The following is a 15123-nucleotide window of genomic DNA, read 5'->3' as shown; positions in this document are numbered from 1 at the left end:
TATACTCGTATCACCATATACATCTCCAATTTGGACACCTCTTTTTAAAGTTGCAGCTGCGGCTATCACTGAAATAGGAAGCCCAACTTCCCATGCAGCAATTGTAGCTAGAGAGTATGGTATACCTGCTGTTGTGGCTATTGATAATGCAACAAGTATATTAAAGGATGGACAAAGAATAAGAGTAGATGGAACAAATGGAGTAATAACATTATTATAAGTAAGTGCGAAAATATGAATGATAATATAAGAAAGAATTAATTTTATGAAAAGAATTTAATGGATGATTGCTGATGAAGTTAAGATGTTTGTATAATGTTATCTTATCAGTAATAGTTTAACAATCAAAACATTGACAGTAAAAATTCAGCGTGATACCATTGTAATTGAATGATTTATAAAAAGGAGACTTAAAGAGATGATTTTAGTTGTTCTTAACTAAGCTATTAAAATTAAATAGTTTGAGATGCTTTGAAGTTCTACCATAAAGCTTTAACTAAGTGAGCATTTTAAGAACAATATCTTCTACTAAGCTCTTTTATAAAAAATAAAATAACTTTAGATATACATATATTTAGAAGTACTTATTTTGATTAAGCTAAAGTATATGTTTTATATTAGATTAAATTTAACTATAATAAAAGATCTTTAAATAAATGAACTCTCCATAGATGATATTGTTTGTCTATATGGGGAGTTTTAATTTTGTATAAAGAAAGGTGGGACTTTTTATGGAATTTACAAAGGTTACAGAAAAGGTTTATTATCTAATTAATGACGGAGAAACTGACAGACCAGTGCTTGGATATATTAAAGGAGATAAATATTCTTTAATGGTGGATGCAGGAAATTCAAAAAATCATGTAGAGAAATTTAATAGTTGTATAGAAAAATTGAATTTAAGATTGCCTGATTATGTTGCAATCACTCATTGGCATTGGGATCATACTTATGGGATGCATGCAGTTACAGGAAAAACTATAGCATGTGAAATAACTAATGAGCAATTAAATGTTATGTCTAAGTGGCAATGGACAGATGAAGCAATGAAAAATCGTCTCTTGACTGGAGAAGATATTGAATTTGCAGATACTAATATTCGTAAAGAATACGAAGGACTTCAAGGTATAAAAGTTGTACCAGCTGATATAGTCTTTAAAAATGACTTAGAAATAGATTTAGGAGGATTAACAGTTATTTTAAAAAATGTTATTTCACCTCATTCTAAAGATTCAGTAATAGTTTATGTACCTGAAGAAAAAGTAGTATTTATAGGAGATGCTTATAGTATGAACTATTATAATAATTGTGAATATGATCCGTTTAAATTAGAGTGTTTTATAAATGTATTAAAGGATTTAGAGTTTGACATTTGTTTAGCAGGTCACTCATCACCTATAAATAAAACTGAGATCATTGAATATTTAAATTTACAGCATGAGAAAATCCAAGCAAAGAATAAATAGATATTTATTCTTTAAGTAATTAAGCTCTGTTTATTAGTGCTGTATTCTAATATTCTTTACAATAAATATTGTGAAGAATAAATATTCTAAACCATATATATTCTGAAGAATATATATTCTAATATTCTTCAGAATATGCTTGAATAATGCGGGTTTGAAGGCTAGAGAGTTAAATAAATTGAGATTAATTAAATTTAATCTAATGCTGCTGTTAGCCAAGAAGTCATGAAAGAAAGAATCTCATCAGCTAATGCAGAAACTGCAGAAGCATCTTTCAAGTTACCTTTACTATGCCAATGTTTCGTAGCGCAATATATACCGCTGCTCATCATAACAGTAATCAATTCTAATTTTTCTTCTTCATTCTTTGAACAATTTCTAGTATTGTTGAGCATGTTTTGTACTATATTTTGTAATTTAAGCTGAACTCTCATATCAATTAAAATATTGGCAGATTTATATAATCTTATATAGCTAGTGCCCACAGTCTTATGATAATCACACATGATAAAAATTAAATCACGCAAAGTTTTCTCATTTAACTTTGCATCAGGACTAATCCTGCTGGATACAATTGTCATGAATTCATCTGATATAAAAGAATCTAATAAATCATATTTATCTTTAAAATGAGCATAAAAGGTTGCGCGGTTTACATTAGCTCTTTCTGAAATATCCTTCACGGTTATATTTTCAAAGGGGTTTTTATTAGCTAATGAAAGAAATGCATCTTGGATGAGTTTACGAGATTTAGTTATGCGTTTATCATTTATTTGAGATTTTTGTATCATATCTGCTCCTTTTTAAATATATATTTAGGTTGTTGAATAACTAATTTTTACAATAATTATTGAGAAAATATCTTATGAATCAAAGATTTCAAAGATATTTTCTAGTTTTATTATTTTCATATCTTTAAGCGTAAACAATTACTAATTAGCTCTGTTGATTTATATTTGTAAATACTTCACGAATAATTGTTCTAACATTCCATATTTCTTCGTTATGCTTTATTTCTGCGATGCTAACATCCCATACCTTAGCATTTCCAGTAACTATAATTTTAACGTCTTCTATTTCCGAATCAAAAAACGTCTCTAATTTCATCATGTGGTTATCTTTGTCTTGATCAGTGAACTGAGCAAACTCTTCCCCATTAATCATAATCGTAACGGAACCTTTATATTCTTCTCCATTGGGAATACCATAATTGGCATAGAGCCATAGATTTTTCTTGCCTAAATTAAATAAATACTCTTTATCTATTCCATCCTTGCTGCTAAACAAATTAAATTTTGGCTGTACCACCTCGTCTTCCACCGTAAAAGTTGAAAAGCTATTAGTTATTGGCGTGGTTTTATTCACTTCATTTAATGCTTCAATAGGTCCTATTCTTTCATTCACATGTACACCATAATCGATTGTTTCAGAAACCACCATAACCCCAATGATCAGCATAAGAATAGATAATGCAGAAGCAACAAGTTTTTTTAAGGTAATCTCAGAAGAAAATCCCACTCTATATCCTACAAATCCCATGATTGCACCTAATGTATTAGATATAATATCCATAATGTCAAATGTACCCATAAAGGTTAAAGATTGTAACACTTCCAAAGAAGAAATCACTAATATGAATAATGTCATAAACTTTCTAAAACGTATACGATACAACAATGGAATTACTACTCCAAAAGGGATAAAAGCAGCAATGTTTCCAAAATCGTATAACCATGACATTGTTAGTTTTGGAAATCTTAGTGGGAACCCTTCCGGCACAAGCATAAATGTATACTGATTATAATTGAATCTTTGGTCTAATCTACTAAATCCAAAGAACATGAAATACAATATTAAAATTGCATATAATAGCATCCCCATAAGAATAAATCTACGCAATTTAGCATTCATAACATCGGAATTATCCATCAATACTTCATTACCCTTTGGAATTTCTTCTTGTTCATTTTTCATTATTAACATCTCCTATCATCTTCAAAAATCACATAGGAATCAATAGTAACTTGATTTAACTCAAAATAAAACTTAATGCTCTTTTAAAGAATTCCTACATCACTATATTGGAAACTCATTAATCAGAATATTATTCTATCAACACAAATATTTTTTAAGCGAATTTTGTTGTTAATATTTTTTACTAAATAACCGACATTTCATGATTTCTGTTGGTTGAATAGCTAATTTTAGTACATTATAATAATAGCATGCATAAATCGCTACAACAACACGTGTTTAATAATTTGACGATTGAGCTGCTATTTACAATTATGTATACGAGGAGAAAGTAAAATGAGTGAATTAAAACATAGAATTGTTGAAACAAATGGTATAAAAATGCATATAGCGGAACAAGGAAAAGGGCCTCTTGTATTATTACTTCATGGCTTCCCTGAAATATGGTACTCATGGAGGAATCAGATACCCGTTTTTGCTGAAGCAGGTTACCATGTAGTGGCGCCAGATTTAAGAGGATATGGAGATACAGAAAAACCACAAAATATTGATCAATACACTCTGCTTCATTTAGTTGGAGATATAGTTGGATTGTTGGATGCATTAAATGAAGAAACAGCAGTAATAGTAGGAAATGATTGGGGAGCAACAATTGCATGGAATGCAGCATTATTAAGACCAGATAAATTCGAGGGCGTTATAGCTTTAACAGTTCCAATGATGCCTCAACCACCAATACCACCAACCACTGTTTTCTCACAAAATAGTGAGGAGTTATTTTATACTCTATATTTTCAAACACCAGGTGTAGCAGAAAAGGAATTTGAGAAAGATGCACGATTTGCAATTCATAACTTGCTGTATTCAGCTTCTGGAGATGCAGGACCACGTAAAGGCAATGATGGAACTCCAAATCCATTTAGTATGGTATCAAGAGAGAAGGGATTGCTTTCAGCATTACCAATACCTAAAATGACATCTTGGCTTAAAGAAAAAGACTTAGAGGTTTATGCAGAAGCATTTGCAAAAACAGGCTTTAGTGGCGGACTAAATTATTACCGTAATTTAGATAAAAATAGAGAATTATTAAGTTGTTTTAATGGATTAAAAGTAACAATTCCTGCATTATTCATAGTAGGTACTCGTGATGTTGGCTTAAGTATTCCAGGAATGGATCAAATAATTTCTGAAATGAAGAGTATTGTTCCAAACATCCGTCAAACTATATTTCTTGAAGATTGCGGACACTGGGCTCAGCAAGAAAAACCAAAAGAGGTTAGTGCAGAGATACTTTCATTTCTTAAAAGTTTATAATATATTATAGAAATTAAAATAAAAACTTGTGGGCTTTGAAGTCATCACTTTAGAGTCCACCATAAAACACATGAAAATGATATGCTCACTTTATAGGAGATAGTTAAAATAATAAAACTGTTTCTATAAAGGGGGCATTTTATTTTTCGAGTTTTAATTATCCAATTATATCAACATAACAAAAATGTAATATTAATGAAATGTAGTTAAATTGATGAAGTAGTTATAATCATATAGAATAGTTAACATAGAACTAAGTTAAGTATATTGATTATAGATATATATTCAAAGCAAAAGTTATATTTATACATATATGTTGCAATTCACAATGCACATTTCACAATTCACAATTACAGCTAAAATTCTTTTAATATTTTTAGAATTATGCTGAAGAATCATTTTTGCAATATATATCATGTTTAAAATGAAATTAAATACATGTTTATTCCAGAGGACGTATAAAATTTTTATTTGATGAGTTCTAAGTGAAAGATTGGATACGAAGCAAAGGTTTAAGAAAAAAGGGAGAATTATAGATGAAAAATATATTGAATGTAGAAAGAATCGAGAAATATTATGGCAATAAGGGGAATTTAACAAAGGCAATAGATAATATAAGCTTTAAGGTAGATGAGGGAGAGTTTGTTGGAATAATGGGACCTTCAGGAAGTGGCAAAACTACACTTCTTAATTGTATATCAACTATTGATAGTGTTACTGCAGGAAAGATATTGATAAATGGTAGTGACATTACCAGGCTAAAATCAAAAGAATTAGATAAGTTTAGGCAAAATGAGTTGGGATTTATATTTCAAGATTTTAACTTATTAGATACACTTACAGCTTATGAGAATATTGCATTAGCCTTAACAATAAAGGGAGAGGACACCTATAAAATAGATAAAGAAATACAAGCGGTAGCAGAGCATTTAGAAATAGGACAAGTGCTTAATAAGTATCCTTATGAGATGTCTGGGGGGCAAAAGCAAAGAGTTGCTTCAGCAAGAGCAATTGTAACTAATCCATCTTTAGTTCTTGCCGATGAACCAACAGGGGCACTAGACTCTAAGTCAGCTAGGCTGCTACTTGAAAGGTTTGAAAACCTAAATGATAATTTAAAAACTACAATACTTATGGTTACTCATGATTCTTTTACAGCAAGTTATGCTCATAGAATACTCTTTATTAAGGATGGTAGAATTTTTAATGAACTCATAAGAGGTAAGGACACAAGAAAGGAATTTTTTAATAAAATCATAGAAGTTATATCCATTCTTGGAGGTGATGATAATGATGTATTTTAAGCTGGCCTTTGGCAATATAAAAAAGAGTTATAAGGATTATACTATATACTTCTTAACATTAATATTAGCTGTCTGTATATTTTATAGCTTTAATTCTATAGATTCACAAAAGGCACTTTTTGATATAAAATCTTCAAATGCTAATTACATAGAAAAACTAACAGTTACTATGTCTTATTTTTCAATGTTTGTATCAGTAATACTAGGAAGCTTAATATTGTATGCTAATAATTTTCTAATAAAAAAACGTAAAAAAGAGTTAGGTATATATATGACTTTAGGAATGGGAAAAAGAAAAATATCTAAGATTTTAGTAACAGAAACTTCTATGGTGGGCGCTATATCTTTAGTTGCAGGCATTATATTAGGAATAGCAGCGTCACAAGTCTTATCTACTCTTATCTTAAAGCTGTTCGATGTTTCTATGAATGAATATAGATTTACAGTCTCTATAAATGCTATTGGAAAGACTATATTATATTTTGGAATAATGTTTTTACTTGTAATGATTTTTAATGTATTTGTTGTTTCTAAGTACAAAATAATAGACTTACTTGCGGCAGATAGAAAAAATGAAAAAATGAAATTTAAAAATCCATATATATATTTGGCAGCATTTGTATTAAGTATAATATCTCTTGTAGCTGTATATAAATTTTTTTTTAAGATAGGGATAGATACATGGAATCCAATGTTTAAGCCAGCACTAGTCATTAGTGTAATGAGCACAGCTTTATTCTTTTTTAGTTTATCTGGAGTTATATTATATTTTGTAAATAAAAATAAGAAAGTATATTTTAAGGGATTGAATATATTCGTTATAAAGCAGGTAAATAGCAAGTTTAATACACATTTTCTATCCATGTCAGTAATATGTTTAATGCTGTTTACTACAATACTTGTATTATCTACAGGAATAGGTCTTAAGAAAAATTATGAAGCAGGCCTTGAAAAAATAACACCTTTTGATGCTAGTTTAGTCATATATCCTCATGGTGAAAATATTCCTTTAGATGAAGTGTTTAATAAAATTGATTTCAAATTGAGTGAAAATGAAAAATATATAACTTATGATGAATATACTTCATCAGTAGAACTTAAAGATTTATTTAAAACTGAAGATGAGGCTTTTAAAAGCTATACAGCAAGCTTTGTAAAAATATCTGATTACAATAAAATATTAAAACTAAAAGGTGAAAAAGAAGCTAATTTAAATAGTGATGAGGTTTTAATCTTATCAAATTATAACAAATTAGCTGATCCAATTAATGAAAAATTAAAGCATAGCAATAAAGTTAATATTAATGAAAAAGAATATCAAGTTAAAAATCACAAGGCTTTACAAGAAAATCTTGAAACTTCTATAATGGCAGAAAATTATTGCGTTATAGTAATAAATGATGAGTTTTTGCCAGATAGTAAAGTTTATAAATCAGTGCTTGATGTAATGTATACTGATGAAAATAGAGAAAAAAACAATGAAAAATACGAAGAGATTTATAATAATTCTTTGATTGGTGGAAAGTACGAAAGTATGGATGTCCCCCATATGAATGCCTATTCGAAGGATGACATTTATTCTAGAGAAAAGGGTTCTTCAACTTCAGAATTATTTCTTGGTTTATATTTAGGTATGATATTTTTGATATCAAGTATGGCTGTATTAGCTCTTCAGCAATTATCAGAAGCTAGTGATAGTATAGAAAGATATAAAGCTTTAAAGAGAATTGGTGCAAATAAGAAAATGATAAATAAAACTATATTTCTTCAAACCTTAATATATTTTAGCCTTCCAGTAATTATTGCATTAATCCATTCAATAGTAGGCATTATTGTAGTTAATAAAGAGATAAGCAATTTTAATCAAATAGATATTAGATTTTCAGCGTTAATGACAGCTGTAATATTTATTGTAGTATATGCAGGATATTTCTATACAACGTATACAGGGTATAAAAATATTATAAAAAATAATATATAAGGACTAATATAGATAGCCGAAACCATAAATAGTTTAATTATGCAAAGGCGTTGAAGTATTTACGATTTGTAGTAAAGATATGAACCTAAAGTGTTGCAAATTTATAAATATGTTTATTTAGTGAGATGTATAGATATTTATTATATATATGGCATATGTAAGTGCTTAATATATTACTTTCCATAATGGCGAGTTAAAGAAAAAGTGAAGGCTTTATTATGATATTGAGTAAAATTGTGGAAAAGTATAGCATTTAGTTTTATAATATTTATTAAGGTTATTAAGTTTTGGATTTCAAAATTTGATAACCTTATATTTCTAGTAGGGGGATATGATGAGGAAAATTATTATTATTGAAGATGATGAAGTTATAAGGGAGGAATTGCAAAGTTTTTTACAGAGATATGGATATGAAGTGAAGGCCCCTTTAGATATGGATAACATAATAAATTATATTGAAAGTGAGAACGCTGAACTTATATTGCTAGATATTAATCTGCCTATGTATGATGGATATTATATATGTAGGGAAATACGCAAGACTTCAGAGGTTCCAATTATAATAGTTACAAGTAGGGATAGTGAAGTAGATGAACTGATGAGCATGAATTTAGGGGCAGATGACTTTATTACAAAACCTTATAATACAGAAATACTACTTGCAAGAATAACTAATATTTTAAAAAGGACTTATGGAAACATAAAGACTAGTAGTATATTAAGCTACAGAGATTTTAATTTGAATCTTTCAAATGCAACGATTATTTATAAAGATAACTCTCTAGAGTTAACTAAAAATGAAGTTAAAATACTATCATTTTTGATAAATAATAAAGGAAATATAGTAAAAAGAGATTCTCTTATGGAGTACCTTTGGAAAGCAGATTTTTTTGTAGACGATAGCACTTTAAATGTTAATATAAATAGATTAAGAAAGAAGCTTGAAGAAATAGGAATAGAAAATCCAATAGAAACAAGAAGAGGAATGGGGTATATTATGCCATGACTATAAGTGAGTTTCTTAAAGATAAAGCTATTGTAATACTATGTAATAGTCTTATGTTTATTATATTGTCAATAATAATGTTTGTTATAAATGTTAACCTAATTATAGTTGTATTTGTTTTTTGTATATGGTTTTTCCCGTTGGGCTCTTATATAGCTTTAGAATATATAAAGCATAAAAAGTATTTTAAAGGGATTGAAAGTTTATTAGAGAATTTGGACAAGAAATATTTATTTCCAGAGATGCTAAAGGAAGCAGAATCTGTACAAGGAGAAAAGTTTAACTCTATACTTAAGGAATTAAGCAGAGATATGTATGAGCATGTAAAATATTATAAGGATCTGCAGGAGGATTATAGAGAATATCTAGAAGCCTGGGTCCATGAAATTAAAACACCTATAGCTTCTTCAAAGCTTATTATTGAGAATAATCAAAATGAAGTAACTAATAAAATAGACTTTCAGATAGACAAAATTGAAAGATTTGTGGAACAGGTACTTTACTATTCTAGAAGTAATAATGCTTATAAAGATTATATAATAAAACAAATTAGTCTAGGTGATATAGTAAAAAATGTAGTAAAAAGAAACTATAGAGATTTCATTCATAAGAAAATAAGAATCAATATAAATGACATTGAAGAAAATGTATATAGCGATGGGAAATGGGCTGAATTTATAATTAATCAGATAATAGTAAATTCAATAAAATATTCAAGCAATAGAGATCCTCAAATTAATATATCATCAATGAAAAAAGTAAATTCAGTAATGTTATTTATAGAAGATAATGGAGTAGGGATAATAGAGAAAGATATAGATAGAGTCTTTGAAAAAGGCTTCACTGGTGAGAATGGAAGAAGATTTAGCAAAAGTACGGGCATGGGTTTGTATTTATGTGAAAAGCTCTGCTTAAAGCTGGGCTTAAAAATTTCAATTGTTTCTGAGGTTAACAAAGGAACTAAAGTTACATTAATATTTCCATTATCAGGTATGGAAACCTTTGGTGATGATTGAGGGGAAGTTAATGATAGTCTTTTTAGAAAGACAAAACATAACACAAAAAGTCGGGAATAACCGTTTGAAAAGAGATAAGATATATGTACAGACAGGGGGATAATTATGAAATGGATTGAAGGAATAGGTGAAGCTATCAGCTATATTGAGGAGAATATTACAGAAGAGATTACAATAAAAAATATTGCAGAAAAAACATTTATGTCTCCATTCTATTTCCAGAAAGGCTTTGCAATGCTTTGTGGGTTTACGGTTGGAGAGTATATCAGACAACGCAGGCTTACTCTTGCCGGCAGTGACCTCGTTTCTACTGATGAAAAAATCATTGATATTGCATTAAAATATGGCTATGCATCACCAGATAGTTTCACAAAAGCTTTTACTCGATTTCATGGTGTCACACCTACTGCTGTTAGAAAAGATGGGGCGATGATTAAGTCATTTGCTCCGCTGAAAATCAAGTTTTTATTGGAAGGCGGTTATATTATGGATTACAAGATTGTTGAAAAAGATTCGTTTACTGTCATGGGTGTATCAAAGGTGTTTAAGTATGGGAATGCATTTGCAGAAATTCCACCGTTTTGGACAGAGCATTATGAAGCTGGAAAGGGAAAGTTTGTGTGTGGAATGTATGGAATATCCATAGATGAGAACATGGGATCAGATGAGTTTGAATATTTGATTGCAGATGATTATAATCCATCCATGGAAATACCTAATGGTTTTGTTACAAAGATTATTCCTAAACACACGTGGGCCGTTTTTGCTTGCAAGGGTGCAATGCCAAAATCTCTGCAAGATATGAACAGAAAAATCTTCTCAGAATGGTTGCCTAATTGCAAGGATTATGAAATTGCAGCAGGTTATAATATTGAAATGTACACTGATATAGCTGATTATCCTAAGGGGAATCAAGATGAGAATTATTACAGCGAAATCTGGATTCCTGTTAAGAAAAAATAGTAATGTAAAAGAGTATGATTTGAAGCACATCAGATTCCAAGTTTGTAAGTTTGATGCAGAATAGTTTTAAATCTAGTTCTGTCATATTTTCATAAGCTATAAATAACTAAAAATAAATAGAAAATTAAAAAATCGTATTATTTAAAAATTGATATGCTCCATTTAAGGTGGACAGATAAAAAGATAAAATCTGTCCACCTTAAATGGAGCAGTTCAAATAATTGAATTTGCGATTTTTTTATATGCAAAACTAAAATTCCATGAAATAAGAACTGTAAAGAATAGCCAATATAACAAAACCTATAATAGAGAATTGAGCAAAGGATCTCTGATGATTAGTTAACTTTGTATTTAAAAATACATATTTATAATTAAATACTCCAAGAAATAGGAATATTAAGCTAAAATATCTACTATCACTGTAGCCTTTTATTAAACTTAGTGAAATAATAAATACATTCACAAGTACTATAAAAATTACTTTAATATTTGACATAGTTCTTCTCCTAAATACCATTTTATAAAATTATACCATAAATTTAGGAAATAAATTTATAATAATGTAATATTTACAATATATGTTATAATAGATTAATAATGTTTAATTTTAAATAGTGAGGTGCATCACTTGAGTGAGTTTTATGGATTTTCAATCTTTGCTATAGTGTTATTTATTCTTGGAACAAGAATGTTATTAAAAGATTTATATACATCATGTATTCATGGCAGAAGTATTTTAAAAGTAGAAAAAGGAATAGGATTAGCTATTTTTTGGTTAGGATCAATAATTGTTTGGTGCCTATTATTGCGGCAATCGGTAAAGCTTTATGTTAGACACGAAAATAACGGTATTATTAATAATATTGTTACTAATATATTTTGGATAGAATTTTCAATCTCTAATATAATAAAATCATTAAGAAGTTTAGAAATAAGAGAAAATGGAATATATAAGTCGGGATATTTTTATAAGTGGTCTAAGATTAGAAGTTATAATTGGACAACACCAAATACAATTGAATTTAAAGTTAGCAGTTTTTTAAAAATTAATTCAAGTATTGAGTTTACGATAAATGAAGAATATAAAGCAAAAGTGGAAGAAGTGATTCAAAAAAGTATTGCGTTATAGTTTTCTTATATTAATAAAAACAAAATATACATTAGATTTAGATGTCGCATTAGTTGAAGAGAAGAATGGGGCATTTTTTATATTTTATGTGTAGATTTGATGTAGCAATTGATATAAAATATGTTTTTTTAAAACTGAATAATACGATATTACCAATAATATTATAATTGATTCAATATAGGAAAGTATTGTTAAATTAAAATTATTTGCTGCTTGTTTAAAAGGGGGTGTGTGAAAATATGAGGATTAAGTTTATTTTCTTAACAATATTAACTTTTATCTTATTTATTTCTATTTTTTTTATCGTTCATAGAAATGAAAATAAAGATAAGAAAATTGTTGAATTTAATAATCAGCAATATTCAGCGATAAGAAACTTTCAAGTGAATCAAAGTTATTTTGATAGTAATAGCAGGCTTAAAAGTGAGTATTCTACTAATATAGCAAATATTAATGGTAGTAAGGTCTACTCGATTAGTGGACTTGATGTAAAGGATTGGATATATTATGACTATGCTAATTGTGATGTGAGTTTCTATCTTTCAAAAAATATTTATACCAATCTTGATTATAGGTATTTCAATTTTTTAAACAAATTTCAGTTAACAAAATATAACTATACTATAGAAGATGGTCTACAAAAAGTAATAGATAGAACCATTGAAAATGAAGAGATAGTCTCTTACGCTTATAAAACTGCTTCTTCAGATGGAAATTCTGACATGGGGGTAACAAGCGATAAAGTAACAACCTATTCTCTGTTGTTAACACCAAAGGATTTCCCAGCTCTACAGTATATTATTAATTATTATGAATGTGAAAATGGATATTTTATCGGTTCAAATACTAATGGTTTATGTACTAAAGTTGATAACTCAATCCATGAAATGATTATTAGATTAAAGTAAATGTATATGGAAACTGTAATATTAATTATCAGCATAATTTAGAAGTTATTTTGCTTCGCATTGTGTAGATATGACAAATGGGCAGGGGGATATGAAATGAGATTGATATTGGAAGAATTTACAGAATTATATGCAAAAGAAATTTGTAATTGGAAATATGATGGAGAATATTCTAGTACTAATTTGTATCCAAGCAAAATAATTGATTTAGAGGTGCGATCTTTCAACGAGCGGGCAGTTAAATGCTATAAAAGAGCAGGATTTATAGTAAAGGAAATATATAAAAAAGATACTCCTATTGGGTACGGTGAATTTATAAGAATGGAATTTATCTGTTGACTAATTGGTGATTTGTTAGATAAATTGCAATTTAGGCTGGGAGGGAAAGTAAGCTAGATGTATTTACTATCTATCATTTTTTATCTGATTTTAAAACTGAATAGTTCATAATTTACAAAACATGCTACAATTAAATAAAAGATAAATCATAATTTGAAAGGAATTAAGATAATGGATTTTAAAGAAATTATGAAACAAAATAGAGGATATTGCTCAAAGCACACAGATATGCCAGCAGAATTACAACTAAAAGCGAAAGAATTATGCTGGGAATATAATCAGACTGGACCATCAGAAAAAGAAAAGAGAAGTAATATTTTAAAAGAACTGCTTGGAACTTGCCATCCGCTAACATTTATTGAGCCGTTATTTCGTTGCGATTATGGTTTTAATATACATACCCATGGGCTTGCTGTGATTAACTATAATTGTGTAATATTAGATACATCGCCAGTTTACATTGGTGCAAATGCATTTATAGCTCCTGGAGTTTGTTTGGCTTGCTCGGGACATGCTGTATTTCCAACACAAAGGGCAGAAGGGATTGGAACCTCAAAACCTATTACAATAGAAGATGACGTATGGATTGGTGCTAATGCAACTGTATGTGGTGGAGTTACTATAGGAAAAGGTAGCGTTATTGGTGCAGGAAGCGTAGTAAATAAAGATATTCCAGCAGGGGTAATTGCAGTAGGAAATCCTTGCAGAGTATTACGGAAGATTACAGAAGAAGACATAATTAACTTGTCAGTTGAGCAAGGCAATTTCTAATTTGTAGAGTTTATTATATTTTTTTGTAATAATAAAACAAATGTGCAGGCAGAAGTTTAAATAATGTAATTTGAAAAGTTAATAGTGCGATATTTACAAGTATGTTATAATTTATAAAACAAATTGTAATTTAGACTTGGGGGAAAGAAAATGTTTATAGTAAATTTAACTTATGTTAAACCACTAGAAGAGGTTGAAAAGCATTTGAAAGATCACATTACATTCTTAAATAAATACTATGCTAGTAACAACTTTATCTGCTCAGGGAGAAAAAATCCTAGAGATGGTGGAATAATTTTATGCAGCGCAAAAAATAAAGAAGAGGTAAATGAAATTATTAGTGAAGATCCATTTCATAAAAATGGAGTTGCTAATTATGATGTAATAGAATTCCAACCAACAAAGTATTCTGAAGGTTTTAAGGAATTTGTTGAGTAAAGTTTGCTTTATAGATTAATATAACTCTTAATAAATGAATAAGAATTTTAAATATCACATTATTCAAAATAATAAATGGGTAATGTGATATTTACTATTTATGTTAGAATTAATTACAATATAAATTAGTTAAAAACTAGATATTTTCTATTTTTACTTGAGGAGATGGAAAATCATGATTATTGGCTTTATTATGTCAGCTATTTTTGGATTACTTGGAATGGTATTTCTGATTTTTAAAGATGAAGCATGTATTCTGATATCGGGATATAATTTAAAAACTAAGAAAGAACGAGAAAAATACGATGAAGTTCGTTTAAGTAAAGATGAACGTAATTTCTGCTTTACATGTTCAATTATATATCTTATTGGTGCAATAACATCAATATTTTTGGGTAAATTATGCTTTTGGATTGCTTTTCTAGTTTGGTTTATATATCTTTTTAAAAATATTCATTTTAATCCAGAAAAAGCATTTGATAAATATAAAAAATAATAATTTAATTGGGAGATG

At 28.5% G+C, this 15123-nt stretch carries 17 protein-coding genes; 14 read left to right on the top strand and 3 right to left on the bottom strand.

What is annotated here, in order from left to right; all coding sequences use genetic code 11:
• The first annotated feature begins 1 nt into the window (after position 1).
• Both KEC93_RS26600 and KEC93_RS19430 read left to right on the top strand, forming a co-directional pair.
• Positions 2-220, top strand: coding sequence for a PEP-utilizing enzyme (locus KEC93_RS26600; RefSeq protein WP_278334915.1), 219 nt, complete (start codon positions 2-4; stop codon positions 218-220).
• A gap of 511 nt (positions 221-731) precedes the next feature.
• Positions 732-1466: an MBL fold metallo-hydrolase gene (locus KEC93_RS19430; protein WP_077868447.1), complete on the top strand. Its 735-nt coding sequence runs from the start codon at positions 732-734 to the stop codon at positions 1464-1466.
• 194 nt (positions 1467-1660) lie between these two features.
• Here the strand turns inward: KEC93_RS19430 and KEC93_RS19425 are convergent, their stop codons facing one another.
• Together KEC93_RS19425 and KEC93_RS19420 are read right to left on the bottom strand one after the other, a co-directional pair.
• Positions 1661-2257, bottom strand: coding sequence for a TetR/AcrR family transcriptional regulator (locus KEC93_RS19425; protein WP_077868448.1), 597 nt, complete (start codon positions 2255-2257; stop codon positions 1661-1663).
• A 145-nt stretch (positions 2258-2402) separates the two neighbouring features.
• Positions 2403-3440: a VanZ family protein gene (locus KEC93_RS19420; protein WP_077868449.1), complete on the bottom strand. Its 1038-nt coding sequence runs from the start codon at positions 3438-3440 to the stop codon at positions 2403-2405.
• A gap of 336 nt (positions 3441-3776) precedes the next feature.
• Here KEC93_RS19420 and KEC93_RS19415 point away from each other — a divergent pair, with 336 nt between their 5' ends.
• From KEC93_RS19415 to KEC93_RS19390, 6 genes are all read left to right on the top strand, one after another.
• A complete protein-coding gene (locus KEC93_RS19415; protein WP_077868450.1) occupies positions 3777-4754 on the top strand; it encodes an alpha/beta fold hydrolase in 978 nt (325 codons plus the stop codon).
• A gap of 536 nt (positions 4755-5290) precedes the next feature.
• Positions 5291-6058 (top strand): ABC transporter ATP-binding protein, encoded by a 768-nt coding sequence (locus KEC93_RS19410; protein ID WP_077868451.1) that lies wholly within the window; start codon positions 5291-5293, stop codon positions 6056-6058.
• Positions 6048-8039 carry an ABC transporter permease gene (locus tag KEC93_RS19405; RefSeq protein WP_077868474.1) on the top strand — a complete coding sequence of 664 codons (1992 nt, stop codon included), beginning with the start codon at positions 6048-6050 and terminating at the stop codon, positions 8037-8039. Before KEC93_RS19410 ends, KEC93_RS19405 begins: the two co-directional genes overlap by 11 nt.
• 334 nt (positions 8040-8373) lie before the next feature.
• Positions 8374-9045 (top strand): response regulator transcription factor, encoded by a 672-nt coding sequence (locus KEC93_RS19400; RefSeq protein ID WP_039768950.1) that lies wholly within the window; start codon positions 8374-8376, stop codon positions 9043-9045.
• Positions 9042-10061 (top strand): sensor histidine kinase, encoded by a 1020-nt coding sequence (locus tag KEC93_RS19395; RefSeq protein WP_077868452.1) that lies wholly within the window; start codon positions 9042-9044, stop codon positions 10059-10061. The genes KEC93_RS19400 and KEC93_RS19395 overlap by 4 nt, the downstream gene beginning before the upstream one ends.
• 105 nt (positions 10062-10166) lie before the next feature.
• Positions 10167-11024 (top strand): AraC family transcriptional regulator, encoded by an 858-nt coding sequence (locus KEC93_RS19390; RefSeq protein ID WP_077868453.1) that lies wholly within the window; start codon positions 10167-10169, stop codon positions 11022-11024.
• A gap of 250 nt (positions 11025-11274) precedes the next feature.
• Here the strand turns inward: KEC93_RS19390 and KEC93_RS19385 are convergent, their stop codons facing one another.
• Positions 11275-11520, bottom strand: coding sequence for a hypothetical protein (locus tag KEC93_RS19385; RefSeq protein ID WP_077868454.1), 246 nt, complete (start codon positions 11518-11520; stop codon positions 11275-11277).
• A 132-nt stretch (positions 11521-11652) separates the two neighbouring features.
• Between KEC93_RS19385 and KEC93_RS19380 the strand changes: the two genes are divergently transcribed.
• The 6 genes from KEC93_RS19380 to KEC93_RS19355 all read left to right on the top strand — a co-directional run bounded on the left by KEC93_RS19380 (position 11653) and on the right by KEC93_RS19355 (position 15105).
• Positions 11653-12153: a DUF5673 domain-containing protein gene (locus KEC93_RS19380; RefSeq protein ID WP_077868455.1), complete on the top strand. Its 501-nt coding sequence runs from the start codon at positions 11653-11655 to the stop codon at positions 12151-12153.
• Between the two features lie 239 nt (positions 12154-12392).
• A complete protein-coding gene (locus KEC93_RS19375; RefSeq protein WP_077868456.1) occupies positions 12393-13061 on the top strand; it encodes a hypothetical protein in 669 nt (222 codons plus the stop codon).
• Between the two features lie 96 nt (positions 13062-13157).
• Positions 13158-13400 (top strand): N-acetyltransferase, encoded by a 243-nt coding sequence (locus tag KEC93_RS19370; protein ID WP_077868457.1) that lies wholly within the window; start codon positions 13158-13160, stop codon positions 13398-13400.
• Positions 13401-13571: 171 nt separating this feature from the next.
• Positions 13572-14171: a sugar O-acetyltransferase gene (locus tag KEC93_RS19365; protein ID WP_039768970.1), complete on the top strand. Its 600-nt coding sequence runs from the start codon at positions 13572-13574 to the stop codon at positions 14169-14171.
• A gap of 150 nt (positions 14172-14321) precedes the next feature.
• On the top strand, positions 14322-14609 hold the full coding sequence (locus tag KEC93_RS19360; RefSeq protein WP_023975655.1) for a YciI family protein: 288 nt from the start codon (positions 14322-14324) through the stop codon (positions 14607-14609).
• A gap of 175 nt (positions 14610-14784) precedes the next feature.
• Complete coding sequence (locus KEC93_RS19355) at positions 14785-15105, top strand: DUF3784 domain-containing protein (protein ID WP_238892921.1); 321 nt, start codon at positions 14785-14787, stop codon at positions 15103-15105.
• Positions 15106-15123 lie beyond the last annotated feature (18 nt).

The organism is Clostridium beijerinckii, assembly GCF_018223745.1.
Lineage (GTDB): Bacteria > Bacillota > Clostridia > Clostridiales > Clostridiaceae > Clostridium > Clostridium beijerinckii.
The sequence above is the reverse complement of the archived record's forward strand: the minus strand, read 5'-3'. Positions and strand labels throughout refer to the sequence as shown.

Coding starts and splice junctions, on each gene's coding strand:
- KEC93_RS19430 (WP_077868447.1), top strand. CDS start 732: ATGGAATTTACAAAGGTTACAGAAAAGGTTTATTATCTAATTAATGAC.
- KEC93_RS19425 (WP_077868448.1), bottom strand. CDS start 2,257: ATGATACAAAAATCTCAAATAAATGATAAACGCATAACTAAATCTCGT.
- KEC93_RS19420 (WP_077868449.1), bottom strand. CDS start 3,440: ATGAAAAATGAACAAGAAGAAATTCCAAAGGGTAATGAAGTATTGATG.
- KEC93_RS19415 (WP_077868450.1), top strand. CDS start 3,777: ATGAGTGAATTAAAACATAGAATTGTTGAAACAAATGGTATAAAAATG.
- KEC93_RS19410 (WP_077868451.1), top strand. CDS start 5,291: ATGAAAAATATATTGAATGTAGAAAGAATCGAGAAATATTATGGCAAT.
- KEC93_RS19405 (WP_077868474.1), top strand. CDS start 6,048: ATGTATTTTAAGCTGGCCTTTGGCAATATAAAAAAGAGTTATAAGGAT.
- KEC93_RS19400 (WP_039768950.1), top strand. CDS start 8,374: ATGAGGAAAATTATTATTATTGAAGATGATGAAGTTATAAGGGAGGAA.
- KEC93_RS19395 (WP_077868452.1), top strand. CDS start 9,042: ATGACTATAAGTGAGTTTCTTAAAGATAAAGCTATTGTAATACTATGT.
- KEC93_RS19390 (WP_077868453.1), top strand. CDS start 10,167: ATGAAATGGATTGAAGGAATAGGTGAAGCTATCAGCTATATTGAGGAG.
- KEC93_RS19385 (WP_077868454.1), bottom strand. CDS start 11,520: ATGTCAAATATTAAAGTAATTTTTATAGTACTTGTGAATGTATTTATT.
- KEC93_RS19375 (WP_077868456.1), top strand. CDS start 12,393: ATGAGGATTAAGTTTATTTTCTTAACAATATTAACTTTTATCTTATTT.
- KEC93_RS19370 (WP_077868457.1), top strand. CDS start 13,158: ATGAGATTGATATTGGAAGAATTTACAGAATTATATGCAAAAGAAATT.
- KEC93_RS19365 (WP_039768970.1), top strand. CDS start 13,572: ATGGATTTTAAAGAAATTATGAAACAAAATAGAGGATATTGCTCAAAG.
- KEC93_RS19360 (WP_023975655.1), top strand. CDS start 14,322: ATGTTTATAGTAAATTTAACTTATGTTAAACCACTAGAAGAGGTTGAA.
- KEC93_RS19355 (WP_238892921.1), top strand. CDS start 14,785: ATGATTATTGGCTTTATTATGTCAGCTATTTTTGGATTACTTGGAATG.